General features: G+C 72.4%; 10 protein-coding genes. 6 read left to right on the top strand and 4 right to left on the bottom strand.

What is annotated here, in order from left to right; translation table 11 throughout:
• Positions 1-203: 203 nt before the first annotated feature.
• Positions 204-500, top strand: coding sequence for a hypothetical protein (locus ACIRQ7_RS12145; protein WP_404261954.1), 297 nt, complete (start codon positions 204-206; stop codon positions 498-500).
• Between the two features lie 36 nt (positions 501-536).
• Here the strand turns inward: ACIRQ7_RS12145 and sph are convergent, their stop codons facing one another.
• Positions 537-1,511: a sphingomyelin phosphodiesterase gene (gene sph / locus ACIRQ7_RS12140; RefSeq protein WP_404261952.1), complete on the bottom strand. Its 975-nt coding sequence runs from the start codon at positions 1,509-1,511 to the stop codon at positions 537-539.
• 293 nt (positions 1,512-1,804) lie between these two features.
• On the opposite strand from sph, the gene ACIRQ7_RS12135 reads away from it, so the two are divergent.
• Positions 1,805-2,650 carry an oxygenase MpaB family protein gene (locus tag ACIRQ7_RS12135; RefSeq protein WP_404262307.1) on the top strand — a complete coding sequence of 282 codons (846 nt, stop codon included), beginning with the start codon at positions 1,805-1,807 and terminating at the stop codon, positions 2,648-2,650.
• Positions 2,651-2,753: 103 nt separating this feature from the next.
• Here the strand turns inward: ACIRQ7_RS12135 and ACIRQ7_RS12130 are convergent, their stop codons facing one another.
• On the bottom strand, positions 2,754-4,253 hold the full coding sequence (locus tag ACIRQ7_RS12130) for a M1 family metallopeptidase (RefSeq protein ID WP_404261951.1): 1,500 nt from the start codon (positions 4,251-4,253) through the stop codon (positions 2,754-2,756).
• 329 nt (positions 4,254-4,582) lie between these two features.
• On the opposite strand from ACIRQ7_RS12130, the gene ACIRQ7_RS12125 reads away from it, so the two are divergent.
• The 3 genes from ACIRQ7_RS12125 to ACIRQ7_RS12115 all read left to right on the top strand — a co-directional run bounded on the left by ACIRQ7_RS12125 (position 4,583) and on the right by ACIRQ7_RS12115 (position 9,746).
• Entirely contained in the window at positions 4,583-6,541 is a 1,959-nt protein-coding gene (locus ACIRQ7_RS12125; protein WP_404261949.1) for a Xaa-Pro dipeptidyl-peptidase, read from the top strand.
• A 73-nt stretch (positions 6,542-6,614) separates the two neighbouring features.
• Complete coding sequence (locus ACIRQ7_RS12120) at positions 6,615-7,958, top strand: M14 family metallocarboxypeptidase (RefSeq protein WP_404261947.1); 1,344 nt, start codon at positions 6,615-6,617, stop codon at positions 7,956-7,958.
• 78 nt (positions 7,959-8,036) lie between these two features.
• Positions 8,037-9,746: a BCCT family transporter gene (locus ACIRQ7_RS12115; RefSeq protein ID WP_401466877.1), complete on the top strand. Its 1,710-nt coding sequence runs from the start codon at positions 8,037-8,039 to the stop codon at positions 9,744-9,746.
• A gap of 51 nt (positions 9,747-9,797) precedes the next feature.
• Here ACIRQ7_RS12115 and ACIRQ7_RS12110 read toward each other — a convergent pair whose 3' ends face one another.
• Complete coding sequence (locus tag ACIRQ7_RS12110; RefSeq protein WP_404261945.1) at positions 9,798-10,793, bottom strand: FAD-dependent oxidoreductase; 996 nt, start codon at positions 10,791-10,793, stop codon at positions 9,798-9,800.
• A 223-nt stretch (positions 10,794-11,016) separates the two neighbouring features.
• Here ACIRQ7_RS12110 and ACIRQ7_RS12105 point away from each other — a divergent pair, with 223 nt between their 5' ends.
• Complete coding sequence (locus ACIRQ7_RS12105; RefSeq protein ID WP_404261943.1) at positions 11,017-13,086, top strand: FUSC family protein; 2,070 nt, start codon at positions 11,017-11,019, stop codon at positions 13,084-13,086.
• Between the two features lie 467 nt (positions 13,087-13,553).
• On the opposite strand, the gene ACIRQ7_RS12100 is transcribed toward ACIRQ7_RS12105, so the two are convergent.
• On the bottom strand, positions 13,554-16,049 hold the full coding sequence (locus ACIRQ7_RS12100; protein WP_404261941.1) for a Tex family protein: 2,496 nt from the start codon (positions 16,047-16,049) through the stop codon (positions 13,554-13,556).
• Positions 16,050-16,139 lie beyond the last annotated feature (90 nt).

Raw genomic sequence — 16,139 nt, 5'->3', positions numbered from 1 at the left:
GGGGGGGGTGCGGGGCGCGGGGGGGGGGGCGCCGGCCCCCCACCGCCGCCCAACTGTCGGGGGCCCCCCCCCCCGGGGGCCCCCCCCCGCGCCGGGGGGGGGGGGGCCCCCGCCGGGGCGCCCGCCACCGCCCTTGCGCGTCGTGTGGTGCCCCAGATGTGCGGGCCGGGCCGGTTGTCAGTGGCCGGCCGTACCGTGAGGACATGACGGGGACCACGGGGAGTACGGGCAACGCGTCGGCAATCACCTACGTCCAGGGGGATGCGACCGCGCCGCAGGGCAAGGGCGTCAAGGTGATCGCGCATGTCCGCAATGACCTCGGCGGCTGGGGCAAGGGCTTCGTGCTCGCGCTCTCGCCGCCGCCGGCCGGAACCGGAGACGGGGTTCCTCTGCCGCGCACCGGCTGCGGGTGGGCGGGCGGCAAGTGGTCCCGGGTGGAGCCGCTGATATCCCAGCGGCTCACCCGGCAGGGTGTCGCCGTGACCGTCTACGACCACTGAGCGCCGTACGCCCGCCACCCCGGGGTTGCCGGCGGCTCAGCTGCCGATCAGGGGGTAGTGGTCGGAGAGGTTGGTGTAGGTGTAGTCCGTGCCCCAGCTGGAGACCGTCCAGGGCTCCGACTGCTCCTTGACGACGTCGTTCTGCCAGGAGGCGGGGCGGGCGTGCCCGTTGCGGTAGAGGATGTAGTCCAGGTCCTCGCGGGGGTCCGTCGGGTAGCGGTACTTCGCGACCGAGTTCTCCTGGGTGTCGAAGGAGTAGGGGTGGCCCGTGCGGCGGTCGGCGGGGGCCAGGTCGGCGTTGCGGAGCAGCGCGTCGTATTCGGAGCCGCGCGAATCGATGTTCAGGTCGCCGGCGACCATGATCTCCTCGTCCGCCGGGATGTTCTTGGCGTCGAGGAAGGCGTCCATCTCCTTCAGCTGCGCGGCGCGGTCGGCGACCGCCTCGCCCGCCCCGCAACCCGAGTCGGTGGACTGGGTGTGCGTGCCGACCACATGGACCTTGGTGCCGTTGACGTCCAGCACCGCGTAGACGAAGCCCTTGTTGGAGAAGGAGTCGGAGCCGCAGGCGTCCTTGTAGAGGTACTGCTCCTTGCGGACCACCGGCCACTTGCTCAGCAGCGTCACCCCGCCGTCCTCAAGGGTGGTGGCGGAGTAGGCGCCGCCGGTGGCGTCCCAGCCGTCCTTGCTGCGGCCCACGACCGGGGTCTGGTGCGGATACTGCGCCGCGGCACGGGACTTGAGTGCCTCGGAGGAGGAGTTGTCGAACGCCTCCTGGAGGAGGACGACGTCCTTGCCCTGGAAGAAGTCGGCGTCGGGTATCGCCTGGGCGCGGTGGTCCTGGCCCCAGTTGGGGTAGAGGGTCTTGCTCATCAGGAAGGCGTTGTAGGTGAGCACCTTCAGGTGGGGCGGGGCGGCGGCCGAGGCGGTGGGGGTCGTGGCGGCGAGGGTCACGGCGGTGAGGGCGGCGGCGATCGCGGCGGCCCGGGACGTGCGCAGCGCTGAATGCGGCACAGAATCTCCCTGTGGGGGTGGGGTGTATCCGGCGACGCTCATCCAACCAGCTGAGGTTACTTTGAGGTAACCACTCGGCGGGTGCGGGATTGCCGATCGATGGCTCCTGGCGGGGCCGGATGGCACAGGATCGGCTGCCGGGAGGCGCAGGGGGCCGCCGTATCATGGAGATTGCGGCGAATGTGGCAAATGCGGTGAATGCGGCTGATGTGATGAACATAGGTAATGGGATGAATCGCGGCGAGCCGTCGCGCCTGCCGCGGAGGGAGCCGGAGCCTGTGCCGCCCGGCGGCGTGCTCTGGTCGCTCGTCGGGGACATCCGAATGCTGCTGACGCTGCCGGCCGCGCTGGCGATGCAGGTCGCGCACCCCGCAGTGGGCGCGGGCGTCGACGCGCACTCGGTGTTCCGGACCGACCCGTGGGGACGCGGCGCGCGGTCGCTGGTCTCCCTGCAGCTGTGGGTGTACGGCGGACCCGAGGCGGCCGAGGAGGGGCGCAGGCTGCGGCGGCTGCACCGGACCGTCCAGGGCACCGATGCCCATGGCCGGAAATACCACGCGCTCACTCCCGCCTACTACGCCTGGGTGCACGCCACCGGCTACCCCGTCTTCCGGCACGGGCGGCGCTACCTCGGCCGCCCCTTCACCGACGCACAGGAGAAGCAGCTGTACGCCGAGTGGCTCCAGGTCGGCCGGATCCTGGGCATCCACGACCGTGATATGCCGCAGACCGTCGAGGAGTTCTGGCCGTACTACCGCAAGGTGCTCACCGAGGAGCTCGAACGCACCACCGTGGTCCAGGAGTTGATCGCCACGGATGTGGCGCTGCCGGTGCCCGACCGCGGGCTGCTGCCGTTGCGGCTGCTGCTGCGGTGGGCCTGGCCGGTGATCCGGCCGGCGTTCGCCCGCTTCCGGAGGTTCGTCACGATCGGGCTGATGCCGCCCGACGCCCGCCACGCCCTCGGGCTGGAGTGGACCGATGCCCAGGAGCGCCGGCTGCGCCGCTTCGGCAAGGTCGTGCGCGCCGTGGTCCCCGTGCTCCCGGAGCGGCTGCGCTATCTGCCCCGGGCGCGCCGGGCCCGCAGGGCGGCGCGCGGTCAGCGCCTCGCGTGCGGATCGGGCCCCGCGGGCCCGGCCTGACCCGAAGGAAGCGCCCTGGGGCGCCTGCGACGGCGGCCCGCCGTCAGGGCGGTGAATCACCGCGACGGCGGGCCGCCTTCCGGCCCGGTGGCCGGCAGCCGGATCAGTGCTGGTGCACGTCGTGCGTGGCCGCGATCTGCTTCCACGACTTGGGCTGTGCGACCGGGGCGTGCGCCCCGAGGGCCCGCTTCGCCGCCCCCGCCGACGGCTTGGACTTCTGGAAGAGCCAGGTGTCGAAGAAGTCGGCCAGCTCCTTGCCGGACTTCTTCTCGGCGAAGGCCACGAAGTCGGCCACCGAGGCGTTGCCGTACCTGTTCTCCGTCGGCCAGGACTTGAGGATCCCGAAGAAGACCTTGTCGCCGACCTTGTTGCGCAGCGCCTGGAGCGCCAGCGCGCCACGGTCGTAGACCGCGTCGTCGAACTGCTTGTCCGCGCCCGGGTCGCCGGGCTTGACGGTCCAGAACGGGTCATCGGCCGGGTGCTGGTCGTAGACGTAGTCCGCCAGGTCCTGGGCGGTGCCCTCGCCCTCCTTCTCCGACCACAGCCACTGGCTGTAGGCGGCGAAGCCCTCGTTGACCCAGATGTCCTTCCAGTCCTTGAGCGAGACGCTGTCGCCGTACCACTGGTGCGCCAGCTCGTGCACGACGACCGACACGTTCGTGCCCCGGTCGAAGGCCTTCTTGCCGTAGAACGGGCGGGTCTGCGTCTCCAGGGCGTAACCGGCCGGCACGTTCGGCACATAGCCGCCGACCGCATTGAACGGGTACTTCCCGAAGACGCTTTCCAGCCACTCGGTGATCTCGGTGGTGCGCTCGATGCTCGACTTCGCCGAGCCCTCGTTCGCGCCGAGATCCTTGCTGACGGCGTTGATCACCGGCAGTCCGTCGGCGGTCTTGTCGGTGGTGATGTCGAACTTGCCGATGGCCAGAGTGGTCAGATACGTCGCCTGCGGCTTGTCCGAGCGCCAGTTGTAGCGCGTCCAGCCGAGCTTGGAGGACTGCGACGCGAGCACGCCGTTGCTGAGCGCCTGGGTGCCGTCCGGGACCGCGACCGAGACGTCGTACGTCGCCTTGTCGGTGGGGTGGTCGTTGCTCGGGAACCACCACACGGCGGAGTCCGGCTCCTGCGCCACCACGCCGCCGTCGGGCGTACGGGCCCAGGCGGTGAAGTCGTCGATCTTCAGCTCGGAGGGCTTTCCCGCGTAGCGCACGACGACGCTGATCTGCCGGCCCTTCGCCAGCGGCGTGGCGGGCGTGACCTCCAGCTCATGCTTGCCGGACGAGGCGAAGGACGCCTTCTTGCCGTTGATCCGGATCTCGCTGACCTTGAGGCCGAAGTCCAGGTTGAAGCGGGAGAGGTCCTGGGTGGTGCGGGCGAGCAGCGTCGCCGTGCCCTCCAGGAGGTCCGTCTTCGGCTGGTACTTGAGCCGCAGGTCGTAATGGGAAACGTCGTATCCGCCGTTTCCGCTCTCGGGGTAGTAGGTGTCGCCCACACCCGGAGCGCCGGGCGTGCCGTTGTCATCGGCATTGGTGGCCGCGGAGGCTGGGATCGCCAGCAGCAGGCTGAGCGCGACCGCACCCGGGACGAGGAGTCTGTGACGCACGAGTCCTCCAACTCGTAGGGGAGATGGATCTCTTCGGACCCTATGTACTCACCGGGTCACCGTCATGTCCATGGCCTCTTCTGACACATGACCGACATGAATCGTCATCTGTCCCGTGTGTTCACCCACTTCACACCCCCTGCCCTCCGCCGTCCCCCGCCCGGCCCCGTCCGCTCTCCCGCCCGGCCCGGCTGCTCTCTCCCACCACACCCGGCCGCTCTCTCCCACCCCACCCACCCTGAGCTCACCCCCCCGCCCGGTCACCGCCCGCGCTCCCGTCGTCACCCGCACCCTTACGCGCGGGAGTTGTACCGCGCTACCGTCCGCCCGTGACGATTCGTGCGCGGGTCACCCGCTCCCCCTGGCAAGCGCTCGCGGTGGCGGCCGTCGTCGCCCTGCTGTCCGCCCTGATCGGGCCCGCCGCCGCGCAGGCGGCCCCCGGCGGGAGCAGACCCGTCTACTCCTACGACCACGCGATACGCGAATCGGTCTGGGTGGACACACGGCTCGACGGCGACACGGACGGGAGGACCGACCGGGTCGCCGTCGACATCGTGCGCCCCTTGGAACCCGCGCAGCAGGGCCGCAAGGTACCCGTGATCATGGACGCCAGCCCCTACTACTCCTGCTGCGGACGCGGCAACGAGAGCCAGAAGAAGACGTACGACGCGCAGGGGCGGCCGGTCGGGTTCCCGCTCTACTACGACAACTACTTCGTGCCGCGCGGCTATGCGACCGTCCTCGTCGACCTCGCCGGCACCAACCGCTCGGACGGCTGCGTCGACGTCGGCGGACGCTCCGACATCCAGTCGGCGAAGGCCGTCGTCGACTGGCTCAACGGCAGAGGCCGCGCCTACGACGCCCGCAGCGGCGGCAAGGCCGTCACCGCCGGCTGGACCGACGGCGCCACCGGAATGATCGGCAAGAGCTGGGACGCCACCATCGCCAACGGCGTCGCGGCCACCGGCGTCAAGGGCCTCAAAACCATCGTCCCGATCTCCGGCATCTCCTCCTGGTACGACTACTACTTCGCCAAGGGCGCCCCGCTCTACGACTCCGGCCCCGACGCGCTCGCGGACGTCGTCGAGAGCCCCGACGCCCGCGCGCGCTGCGCCGCCGTCCAGCAGAAGCTCGCCGACGGCGCACCCCGCACCGGCGACTGGACCGGCCTGTGGACCGAGCGGGACTACGTCCCCGACGCGGGCCGGGTCCGCGCGAGTGTCTTCATGGTGCACGGCATGCAGGATCTCAACGTCCGTACCCAGCACGCCGGACAGTGGTGGGACGCACTCGCCCGGCACGGCGTCGAGCGCAAGGTGTGGCTGTCCCAGACCGGCCACGTCGACCCGTTCGACCACCGCCGCGCCGAGTGGGTCGCGACGCTGCACCAGTGGTTCGACCACTACCTGATGGGCTACGACAACGGCATCGACCGGGCGCCGGCGGCCGACATCGAGCGGGCGCCCGGCACCTGGTCCACCGACCCCCGCTGGCCGGCGCCCGGCACCGCCGCCACCACCCTGCGTCCGGCCAAGGGCTCCGCCCCCGGCGTCGGCGCACTGGGCACCGAGCGCGCACCGCAGGGCGCGACCGAGACGTTCACCGACGACCCGAAGCTCGGCGAGAACGACTGGGCGGCCCGGATCGATGCCTCCACCCCCGGCAAGGCAGGGTTCCGTACGGGCAAGCTGACCGCGCCCCTGCGGCTGTCGGGCTCCGGCAAGGTGACCGTGACCGCCACCCCGAGCACCTCGACCGCGCACCTCTCGGCCGTCCTCGTGGACCTCGGTCCCGACACCATCCGCAACTACGGGGCCGAGGGCGAAGGCATCACCACCCTGGACCGCAGCACCTGCTGGGGATCCGGGACCACGGGCGACACCGGCTGCTTCAAGGAGACCGCGGCCGACACCGCGAAGGTCACGCAGACCGTCTTCAGCCGTGGCTGGGCCGACCTCGGCAACTACGCCGACGCCCACAAGGGCAGGCCGCTCACCCCCGGCAAGCCCTATACGATCACCCTCGATCTGGGCGCGAGCGATCACATCGTGCCCGCCGGACACCGCCTCGCACTGATCATCGCCGGTACCGACGCCGGGCTGATCGACCCGCCCTCCTCGAAGCCGCGGCTCACCCTCGATCTGTCCCGCACCTCCGCCGAACTGCCGCTGACCGGCGGCTCGCGGGCCCTCGGCCGGGCCACGGACCGGGCCGCCGCGGACGCCGGCGACCCGGGGGCACCGCTGGACGGGATCGCCCCGCCCAGGTCCCCGAGCCGCCTTCCCTAGGGGCGCCGCACGCGCCCGGCCACCCGCTCCGCCCGTACCGCCCCCATCGCCCGTCACCACCAGGGAGGCACCCGTGAAACGTTCCCGCAGTCTCGCCCTCGGGGCGCTGGCCGTCGCTCTGACAGCCACGCTCGGCGCGACCCTGCCGGCGGTCCCGGCCGCCGACGCACGGGGCTCCCAGGCCCCTCGCACGGGATTCGAGAAGAGTCACGGTGCCCGCTGGACCGGTCAGCCCGAGGAGCGGGACTTCCTCGCCGCCGTCGACCACGCGAGCCCCCGGGTCCGGATCGACCGCGTCGGCGTCACGAAACAGGGCCGCCCGCTGCGCCTCGTACGGATCGGCGCCCCGGGACCCCGCCCGGCCCGCGACGTACGCCGCGGCAACTCCGTCCTGCTGGTCTGCTCCCAGCACGGCGACGAACCGTCCGGGCGCGAGGCCTGTCTGAGCACCGTCCGCGACCTCGCCTACGCCACCGACCGGGCGACCGTGCGCTTCCTGGAGCGCACCGAGGTGCTGGTGATGCCGACCGCCAACCCCGACGGCCGGGCGGCGGACACCCGCGGCAACTCCGACGGCACCGACATCAACCGCGACCATTTCGCCCTCACCACCGCCGAGGGCCGCGCGATGGCCGCCGTCCTGCGCGACTACCGGCCGGATGTCATCCACGACCTGCACGAGTACGGCCCCACCGTGCCGTACTACATGAAGGACGTGCTGTCGCTGTGGCCGCGCAACCTCAATACGGCGGACGCGGTGCACCGTGAATCCACCGCACTGTCCGAGGACTTCGTCGGGCCCGAGGTCCGGCGGTCCGGGTTCAGCACCGGTGTCTACGGCATCTGGACCGACCCGGAGACCGGTGCCCCCGTCAAGCAGGTGGCGGGCGACGGGCAGGAGCGGATATTGCGCAACACCGCGGGGGTCAAGGGCTCGGTCGGACTGCTCGTCGAGACCCGCGTGGACGCGCTCACCGATGCGGAGAAGGCCGACCCGGCGCTCAACAACAGGCGCCGGGTGCGGTCGCAGCTCGCGGGCGTGGCCGGCACGTTCGGCTTCGTCACCCACCGCCGTGCGCGCATCGAGTCGGCCACCACCTCGGCCCGGCTGTCGGGATACGCCGACCACGGCCCCGTCTTTCTCGGCGGCGCCGACAACGAGCCGGCGCCCGACGACCGGATCCTCGCCGATCCGCCCTGCGGCTACCGCCTCGACGCCGCACGGTTCGCGCGGGTCGAGGATGAATTGGCGTTGCACGGAGTGCGCTGGGAACGGGCCGGTGACGGGGCTGTCGTACCGGTGCGGCAGCCGCTGCGGGACCTCGTCGTGCTGCTGCTGGACGGTCGGGCCGACTATCACCTTACGGTCGCGACTCCCATGAACGTCTGCCGTGATGTGGTAGGGGGTAACAGGTAGCAAAAATATGGCCAATTGAAAGGTCGATATATGTCGGACACAGGCAAAGATCCGGGAGTCGGGGGTGCCTCGCCGACCATGGCGGACCTCCCCGAGGACCCGCACCGGACAGGACCGCCGCAGACGGACCGGGTGGTCTTCGGCGTCACCGCGGCGCTGACCCTCGCGTTCATCGTCTGGGGAGCCAGCTCCACCGAATCGCTCAAGAACGTGTCGACCACGATGCTGGACTGGGTGATCAAGAACGGTGGCTGGGCCTTCGTGCTCGCCGCGTCCGGGTTCGTGATCTTCGCGATCTGGCTGGCCATCAGCAAGTACGGGCGCATCACCCTCGGCAAGGAGGACGAGGAGCCCGAGTTCCGCACCGTGTCGTGGATCGCCATGATGTTCAGCGCGGGCATGGGCATCGGGCTGATGTTCTTCGGCGTCAGTGAGCCGCTGGGGCACTTCACCACGCCACCACCGGGCACCGACCCCAAGGACGCGGCCCAGGCGATGGACACCGCGCTGTCCACCACGCTGTTCCACTGGACCCTGCACCCCTGGGCGATCTACGCGGTCGTGGGCCTGGCCATCGCTTACAGCAGCTTCCGGCGGGGGAGGCGGCAGACGATAAGCGCAGTGTTCACGCCACTGATCGGCCGACGGCGCGCGAACGGCTGGGGCGGTCGGTGCATCGACATCCTGGCCATTTTCGCCACGCTCTTCGGTTCCGCCGCCTCACTGGGGCTCGGCGCGCTGCAGATCGGCAGCGGCATCAAGGTGCTGGGCTGGATGGACAGTGTCAGCACCACCTTGCTGGTCATCATCATCACCGTGCTGACCATTGCGTTCATCCTGTCCGCGGTCTCCGGCATCGCCAAGGGCGTGCAGATCCTCTCCAACATCAACATGGTGCTGGCGCTGATCCTGGCGGTCTTCGTGTTCGTGGTCGGCCCGACCATCCTCATCCTGAACCTGCTGCCGACCTCCATCGGCTCGTTCATCGGCGACCTGCCGCAGCTGGCGGGCCGCACCGAGGCCAGCAGCGGCGCCGATGTGGGCAGCTGGCTGCGCAGTTGGACGGTCTTCTACTGGGCCTGGTGGATCTCCTGGACGCCCTTCGTCGGCATGTTCATCGCGCGCATCAGCCGCGGCCGGACGATCCGCCAGTTCATCGGCGGCGTCATCCTGGTGCCGAGCGTGGTCAGCCTGGTCTGGTTCGCCATCTTCGGCGGCTCGGCCATGAAGCTGCAGGACGAGAAGAAGCTCGGCGGGTCGAGCACCCCCGAAGGCCAGCTCTTCGATGTGCTGCACCAGTACCCGATCGCCACCGTCACCAGCCTGCTGGTGATGATCCTGGTCGGTATCTTCTTCGTCTCCGGTGCCGACGCGGCGTCCATCGTCATGGGCACCCTGTCGCAGAAGGGGTCCTTCGAGCCGAGCCGGACCGTGGTGATCTTCTGGGGCGTGGTGACCGGTGCGGTCGCCGCGATCATGCTGCTGATCGGCGGCGGATCGGACGACGCGCTGACCGGATTGCAGAATCTGACGATCCTTGCCGCGGTGCCCTTCATGATCGTGATGATCGTGATGTGCTGGGCACTGATGCGGGATCTGCGCAGCGACCCGCTGATCGTGCGCGGCCAGCGCGGCCAGGAAGCCGTCGAGACGGCCGTCATCGCCGGCCATGAGCAGTACGACGGCGAGTTCGAGTTCCAGATCGGGCCGGTGAGCGAGGACAGTGGCGCCACCGCCGACCCCGACCTGTCCAAGGGCGGCAAGAAGCACGACGCGTCCGACGATTGACGAGTGCTGAACGACCGCGGAGGGCCGGCGCCACCGGCCCTCCGCGGTCGTTCACGCGGCGGGCGCCGCCTCCCCGACCAGCCGGACCACCTCGTCCGCACACCCCCACGACACGGTCACCCCCGCACCCCCGTGCCCGTAGTTGTGCACGCACAGCGCACCGCCGGGCAGCCGCTCGGCCGCCAGCCGCACCGCGGGACGGGCCGGCCGCAGCCCCACCTTGTGCGCCAGCACCCGGGCACCCGCCAGCTCCGGAAAGCGGTCCGCGCAGCGCGCCACGATCGCCGCCGCCACCGCCGGATCCGGTTCCCGCGACCACGCGTGCTCCCGCGCCGTCCCGCCGAGCACCAGCCCGTACGGCTGCGGCAGCACATACGTCGTGGTCTCGGCCCCGGAGCCCGCCGACACGAACCACTCCTCGACACCTGGGTTCGCCACGACCACCAACTGGCCCTGGACAGGGTGCACTTCGGGATCCGACACCAGATCGCGCGCGCCGAGCCCGGAACAGTTCACCACCGTGCCGGCCTCCCGGCCCGCCTCCTCCAGCGAGGTCACCGCACGCTGCTCCACCGTCCCGCCGGCCCGCACCAACCGCCGCTCCAGATAGCCGAGATGGACCGGCATGTCGACCAGGGGCGTACGCGCCCGCCACCCCGAGGCGAACCCGTCGGGAAGCTCGTGCGGATGCGCCCGCCGCATCCCGGGCACCGCGGCGTACCAGTCGGCGAGGCCGTCCCCGGCTGAGTGGCCGTCCCCGCCGCCGTCCGCCATCGTGCCGTCCGCCACCCGGGAGCCGGTCTCCTCCGGCCGCCGCGCCAGATCGGCCAGCACCCGGAAGGAACGCACCGACCAGCGGACCGCCTTCTCGTACGGCTGGATGCGATAGGGCCAGCACAGCCCGCCGGCTACCGCCGATGTCGTGTCACCGGACGCGTCGCGGCTGACCACCCGCACCCGGTGGCCGCTCTCCGCCAGGGCGACGGCCGAGGTCAGCCCGATCACGCCGGCACCGATCACCAGCACGTCATTCGTGTCGCTCGTCATGCCGGTGACGCTAACCGGGCGGAGGGTGCCCCGACGAGGGGCCGGCGCCGCTGTGCGGGACGGACGGCGCCCGCATGTGATCTTGGCGTAACCCTCCCGCAGCCCTCTGGACGAACCGGGACCTTAGGCTGGTGGCACCGCCGTCGGCCGATGACGCCCCTCGGATCCCGCTCGCCGCCCCTGGGCGAGCAGTCCCTCCGTACGCCGTCGCCTGAGGAGGCCCATGCCCCGCGCGCAGCGCGCCGTGCCCGCCTGGCTCGCCCACCCGTTCCGCTGGCAGCGGCTGCCCGTCCCGTGGGCGGCCGTCGCACGCGGCGCGCTGTGTGCGGGACCGCTGCTCGGCGCCGGCGTCGCCACGGGCCGCCCGGCGGCCGGCGTCCTGGCGGGGCTCGGCTCCATGCTCGCCGGGGTCAACGACCGACCCGGCACCCGCCGCACCGGCATCGTGCACATCGGCCTGCCCGCCCTCGCCTCGGCGCTCGGCATGCTCATCGGCGCCTCACTGCAGGCCGCCGGCGCCCACTGGTGGCTGGTGCCCGCGCTCTTCGCCGTCGGGTTCGTCTCCGGCGCGGGCAGCGTGGCCGGACCGGTGCGCTCCAACGCCGGTATGCAGATGCTGGCCGCCACCATCCTCGGCGCGGGCATGCCGCTGCCGGGAGCCCCCTGGGTCAAGGCGCTCTACGTCCTCGCCGGCTGCCTGTGGCTGCTCCTGCTGCGCCTCGTCCTGCGCTCACCACGCCCCGCGGGCGGCGCGCTCAGCGGTGAGCGCGCCGCCGTCGCCACGGTCTTCGACGTCCTCGCCGACGCCCTGGGCGCGGCCGGCGGCCCCGGCGCCGAACCCGCCCGGCGACGGCTCACCTCCGCCCTGGACCGGGCCGACGAGGCGGTGCGGCTGCGCAGGCTGACCAGCAGGCTGCTGCGGCGCCCCGCACGCCGGGAGGAACTGCTGCTGGCCGAACGGTTCGCCGCGGCCACCGCCCTGTGCGAGGCCAGCGTCGCCCTTTTGTGGGAGGCCCGCCCGCTGCCGCCCCGCGTCGCGGACAGCCCCCGGCGGTTCGCCGAGGCGCTGCGCAGCGGCGGCTCACCGGGCCGGCTGTCCGCACCGGAGACCAGCTCGGCGGCGCGCGGTGCCTTCGACCGCGCCCTGCTGGACGCGGCGGTCGCCTTCGCCCGCTCGCAGCCGTTGCCGGAGTCGTCCGGACGGCCGCCCGTGCCGGCGCCTCCCGGGGCCGAGGCCGAGGCCGGGGGAGCGGAGGAGCGGCAGGCCACGCCGCCCCCGCGGTCGCCGGTCCGTCGGGCACTGGAGGTCGTCAGCCGCCGGACCCGGCGCGGACGCAGCCTCCTGGGCCCCGCCGGGCGGGACTACGGGCTGCGCGTCGCCGTCTGCATCGCCGCGAGCACCGCCGTCGCGCTGCTGCTGCGCGCCGACCACTGGTACTGGCTCCCGGTGACCGTGACCTTCCTGGTCAAGCCCGACCTCGGCCCGCTGTTCTCCCGTACGGTCAACCGCTTCGCGGGCACCGTCGCCGGGGTGCTGCTGTTCGCCGGGGCGGGACTGGTGCTGACCGGATCGTGGTGGCCCGCGCTGATCGCCGGTGCGGGCGGGGCGCTGCTGCCGTTCGCCACCCGGCACTTCGCGCTGCAGACCGTCGCGATCACCCTCATGGTGCTGTCGTTCGTGCACGTCGGCGGCGATCCGCAGGCCGCCGCCGAGCGGATCGTGGACACCTCGATCGCCTGCGGCATGGTGCTCGTCGTCGGGCATCTGCCGCGGCTGGCCGACCCCGGCCGCCGGGTCGGCCAGCGCGTCACCGCCGCGCTGCGCGCCACCGAGCGCTTCCTGCGGCACGTACTCCAGGCGGAGCCGGGCTCGGACCCCGCCGAGCGGCTGGTGCTGCGCCGGGCCGCCTACCGGGCGCTCGGCGAGGCGCGGGCGGCGGCGGAGACCGCATCGGCCGAGCTCCTCGCCGCCCGGGACCGCAAGCTGGACCGGCTGACCGTCATCACCGCGGCCGAACGCATCGTGGACGCCGCGACCGCCTGCGCCGTCCGCCTCGACCACGGCGCGCGCCGCCCGAGCCCGGACGACGCCGAACGGCTGTGCCGGGCGCTGTCCGCCATGGCCGACGCCCTCGACGACCCGCGCCGCGGGGCCGCTTCCGACGCGGCTGCCGGGGAGCTGGGGCCGGTACCGGACTGCGAAACCCTCACGGACGTGGCCGGCGAACTGGAGCGGCTGCGGGGATACGCGGCGGTGGCCGATCCCGGCGTGCCGCCCCCGTCGGCTTCCTGACCAGCCCTTCGCGGGCTGCGGCGGACAGCTGAGGCGGTGGTGGGCAGCTGAGGCCGCGGGGTACAGCTGAGAAGCATCATGCGGGTGCCGGGTGCCGGGTGCCGGGTGCCGGGTGCCGGGTGCCGGGCGCCTCGGTGCCGTTCGGCGCGAGGGGGCCAGCAGGCCGTCGCGCTGGAGCAGCTCCGGGGGGCTGTGCCGGACAGCACCGGCCCCCACGGGGTACAGCCGGACCCGCACCGCGTCGGGCGAACCGCCGTCCGGCAGACCGCCGTCCGGCAGGCGGTTGCCCGAGAGACCGTCGTCCGGCAGCAGCCGGGCCGGGATCTCGCGCCTGGTCCGTGGCCTCCGCCGGGTCCCCGGGGCCGGTGTCGCGGCTCCCGGAGCGCAAGGGACGACCGCGGCCGGTGCGACGCGTCGGCCTCCGGCGGCAGCGGGTACGGCCCGCTGCCGCCGGGAAGCGCCGGCCGTCAGCGGCCGCCGCCCTCCTTGCCGCCCAGGAGACCGGCCCGCCGCAGCGCGTCGGCCATCGCGTCGTTGGCCGGGGCGGCGTCGCGCCCGCCGCGGCGCTCCCCGCCGCGCGGTGCTCCGCCGCCCGGCCGCTCACCCTGCCGCTGCTGCCGGGGCGCACCGCCACGGCCGCCGGCCCGCAGCCCGCCGCCGTTGCCGCCGCCACGGCGTTCGCCACCGCCGTTGCCGCCGCCCCGGCGCTCGCCACCGGCCGTGCCGCCGCCGGCCGAACCGCCCTTGCCGTGCTCGTCGTCCAACCGCAGCGTCAGCGAGATCCGCTTCCGCGGAATGTCGACATCGAGCACCTTGATACGGACGATGTCGCCCGGCTTCACCACGTCACGCGGGTCCTTGACGAAGGTCTTCGACATCGCCGAGACATGCACCAGGCCGTCCTGGTGGACGCCGACGTCCACGAACGCCCCGAAGGCGGCGACATTGGTCACCACGCCCTCCAGAAGCATCCCCGGCTCCAGGTCGCCGATCTTCTCCACGCCCTCCTTGAAGGTCGCCGTCCGGAAGCCGGGACGCGGGTCACGGCCCGGCTTCTCCAGCTCCTGCAGGATGTCGGTGACCGTCGGCAGTCCGAAGGAGTCGTCGACGAAGTCCGCCGGGCGCAGCCCGCGCAGCGCCGCGGAGTTGCCGATCAGCGAACCGACCTCGCTGCCCGCCGACGCGACCATCCGGCGCACCACCGGATAGGCCTCCGGGTGCACGCTCGACGCGTCGAGCGGGTCGTCGCCGCCCCGGATCCGCAGGAAGCCCGCGCACTGCTCGTACGCCTTGGGGCCGAGCCGCGCCACGTCCTTGAGCGCCTTGCGGGAGCGGAACGGGCCGTTGTTGTCGCGATGCGTGACGATGTTCTCCGCAAGGCCCGAGCCGATGCCCGACACCCGGGAAAGCAGCGGCGCCGACGCGGTGTTGACGTCCACACCGACACCGTTCACACAGTCCTCGACCACCGCGTCCAGCGAGCGGGACAGCTTCACCTCGGACAGGTCGTGCTGATACTGCCCGACGCCGATCGACTTGGGGTCGATCTTCACCAGCTCGGCCAGCGGGTCCTGCAGCCGGCGGGCGATGGACACCGCGCCGCGCAGCGACACGTCCATGTCGGGCAGCTCCTGCGAGGCGAAAGCGGACGCGGAGTACACCGAGGCGCCCGCCTCGGACACCATCACCTTGGTCAGCTTCAGCTCCGGCTGAGCGGTGATCAGATCGCCCGCCAGCTTGTCGGTCTCGCGGGAGGCGGTGCCGTTGCCGATCGCGATCAGCTCGACGTCGTGCTCACGCGCCAGCCGGGCCAGCGTGGCCAGGGACGCGTCCCACTTCTGCTGGGGCACGTGCGGGTAGATCGTCTCGGTGGCGGCGACCTTGCCGGTCGCATCGACGACCGCGACCTTCACACCGGTGCGGAAACCGGGGTCCAGACCCATCGTCGCGCGCGTCCCGGCGGGGGCGGCGAGCAGCAGATCGCGCAGATTCGACGCGAAGACGCGTACCGCCTCGTCCTCCGCCGCCTGCCGCAGCCGCAGCCGCAGATCGATGCCCAGGTGCACCTGCACCCGGGTGCGCCACGCCCAACGGACCGTGTCCTGAAGCCACTTGTCGCCGGGCCGGCCCTGGTTGGTGATGCCGAAGCGGTGCGCGATGGACTGCTCGTAGGCGCTGGGGCCCTCCGTCACCGACGCCGGGGCCTCCGGTTCCAGCGCGAGATCGAGGATCTCCTCCTTCTCGCCGCGGAACATCGCCAGCACACGGTGCGAGGGCAGCGCGGTGAACGGCTCGGAGAAGTCGAAGTAGTCGGCGAACTTCGCGCCCGCCTCCTCCTTGCCCTCGCGCACCTTCGCCGCGACCTGCCCGCGCGACCACATCCGCTCGCGCAGCTCGCCGATCAGGTCCGCGTCCTCCCCGAACCGCTCTGTCAGAATCGCCCGCGCGCCCTCCAGGGCGGCGGCCGGGTCGGCGACCCCCTTATCGGCGTCCACGAACGCCGCGGCGGCCACGGCCGGCTCCACCGAGGGATCGCCCAGCAGCCCCTCGGCCAGCGGTTCGAGGCCCGCCTCGCGGGCGATCTGCGCCTTGGTACGCCGCTTGGGCTTGTACGGGAGGTAGATGTCCTCCAGCCGGGCCTTGGAATCGGCCCCGCGGATCTGCGCCTCCAGGGCGTCGTCCAGCTTGCCCTGCGACCGTACGGACTCCAGGACCGCGGCCCTGCGCTCCTCCAGCTCCCGCAGATAGCGCAGACGTTCCTCCAGCGCGCGCAGCTGCGCGTCGTCGAGCGTCTCGGTGGCTTCCTTGCGGTAGCGCGCGATGAACGGCACCGTCGAGCCACCGTCGAGCAGCTCGACCGCGGCCTTGACCTGGCGCTCCTTGACGCCGAGCTCCTCGGCGATCCTCGCTTCGATGGACCCGAGAGACCCGAGGGACCCGGTGGACACAGTGGATGCCGTCACGTTGATCCTGACCCGCCTTCCAGCGCTTGCTTGAGCCTGCATTGTGCAGGTTGGCGGGCCGGGCTGTCGCGCCCGCCCCGGGGCGGGCGC

Origin of the sequence: Streptomyces sp. NPDC101393 (assembly GCF_044767385.1) — a bacterium.
Lineage (GTDB): Bacteria > Actinomycetota > Actinomycetes > Streptomycetales > Streptomycetaceae > Streptomyces.
This window is presented reverse-complemented; position numbering and strand designations above follow the sequence as displayed.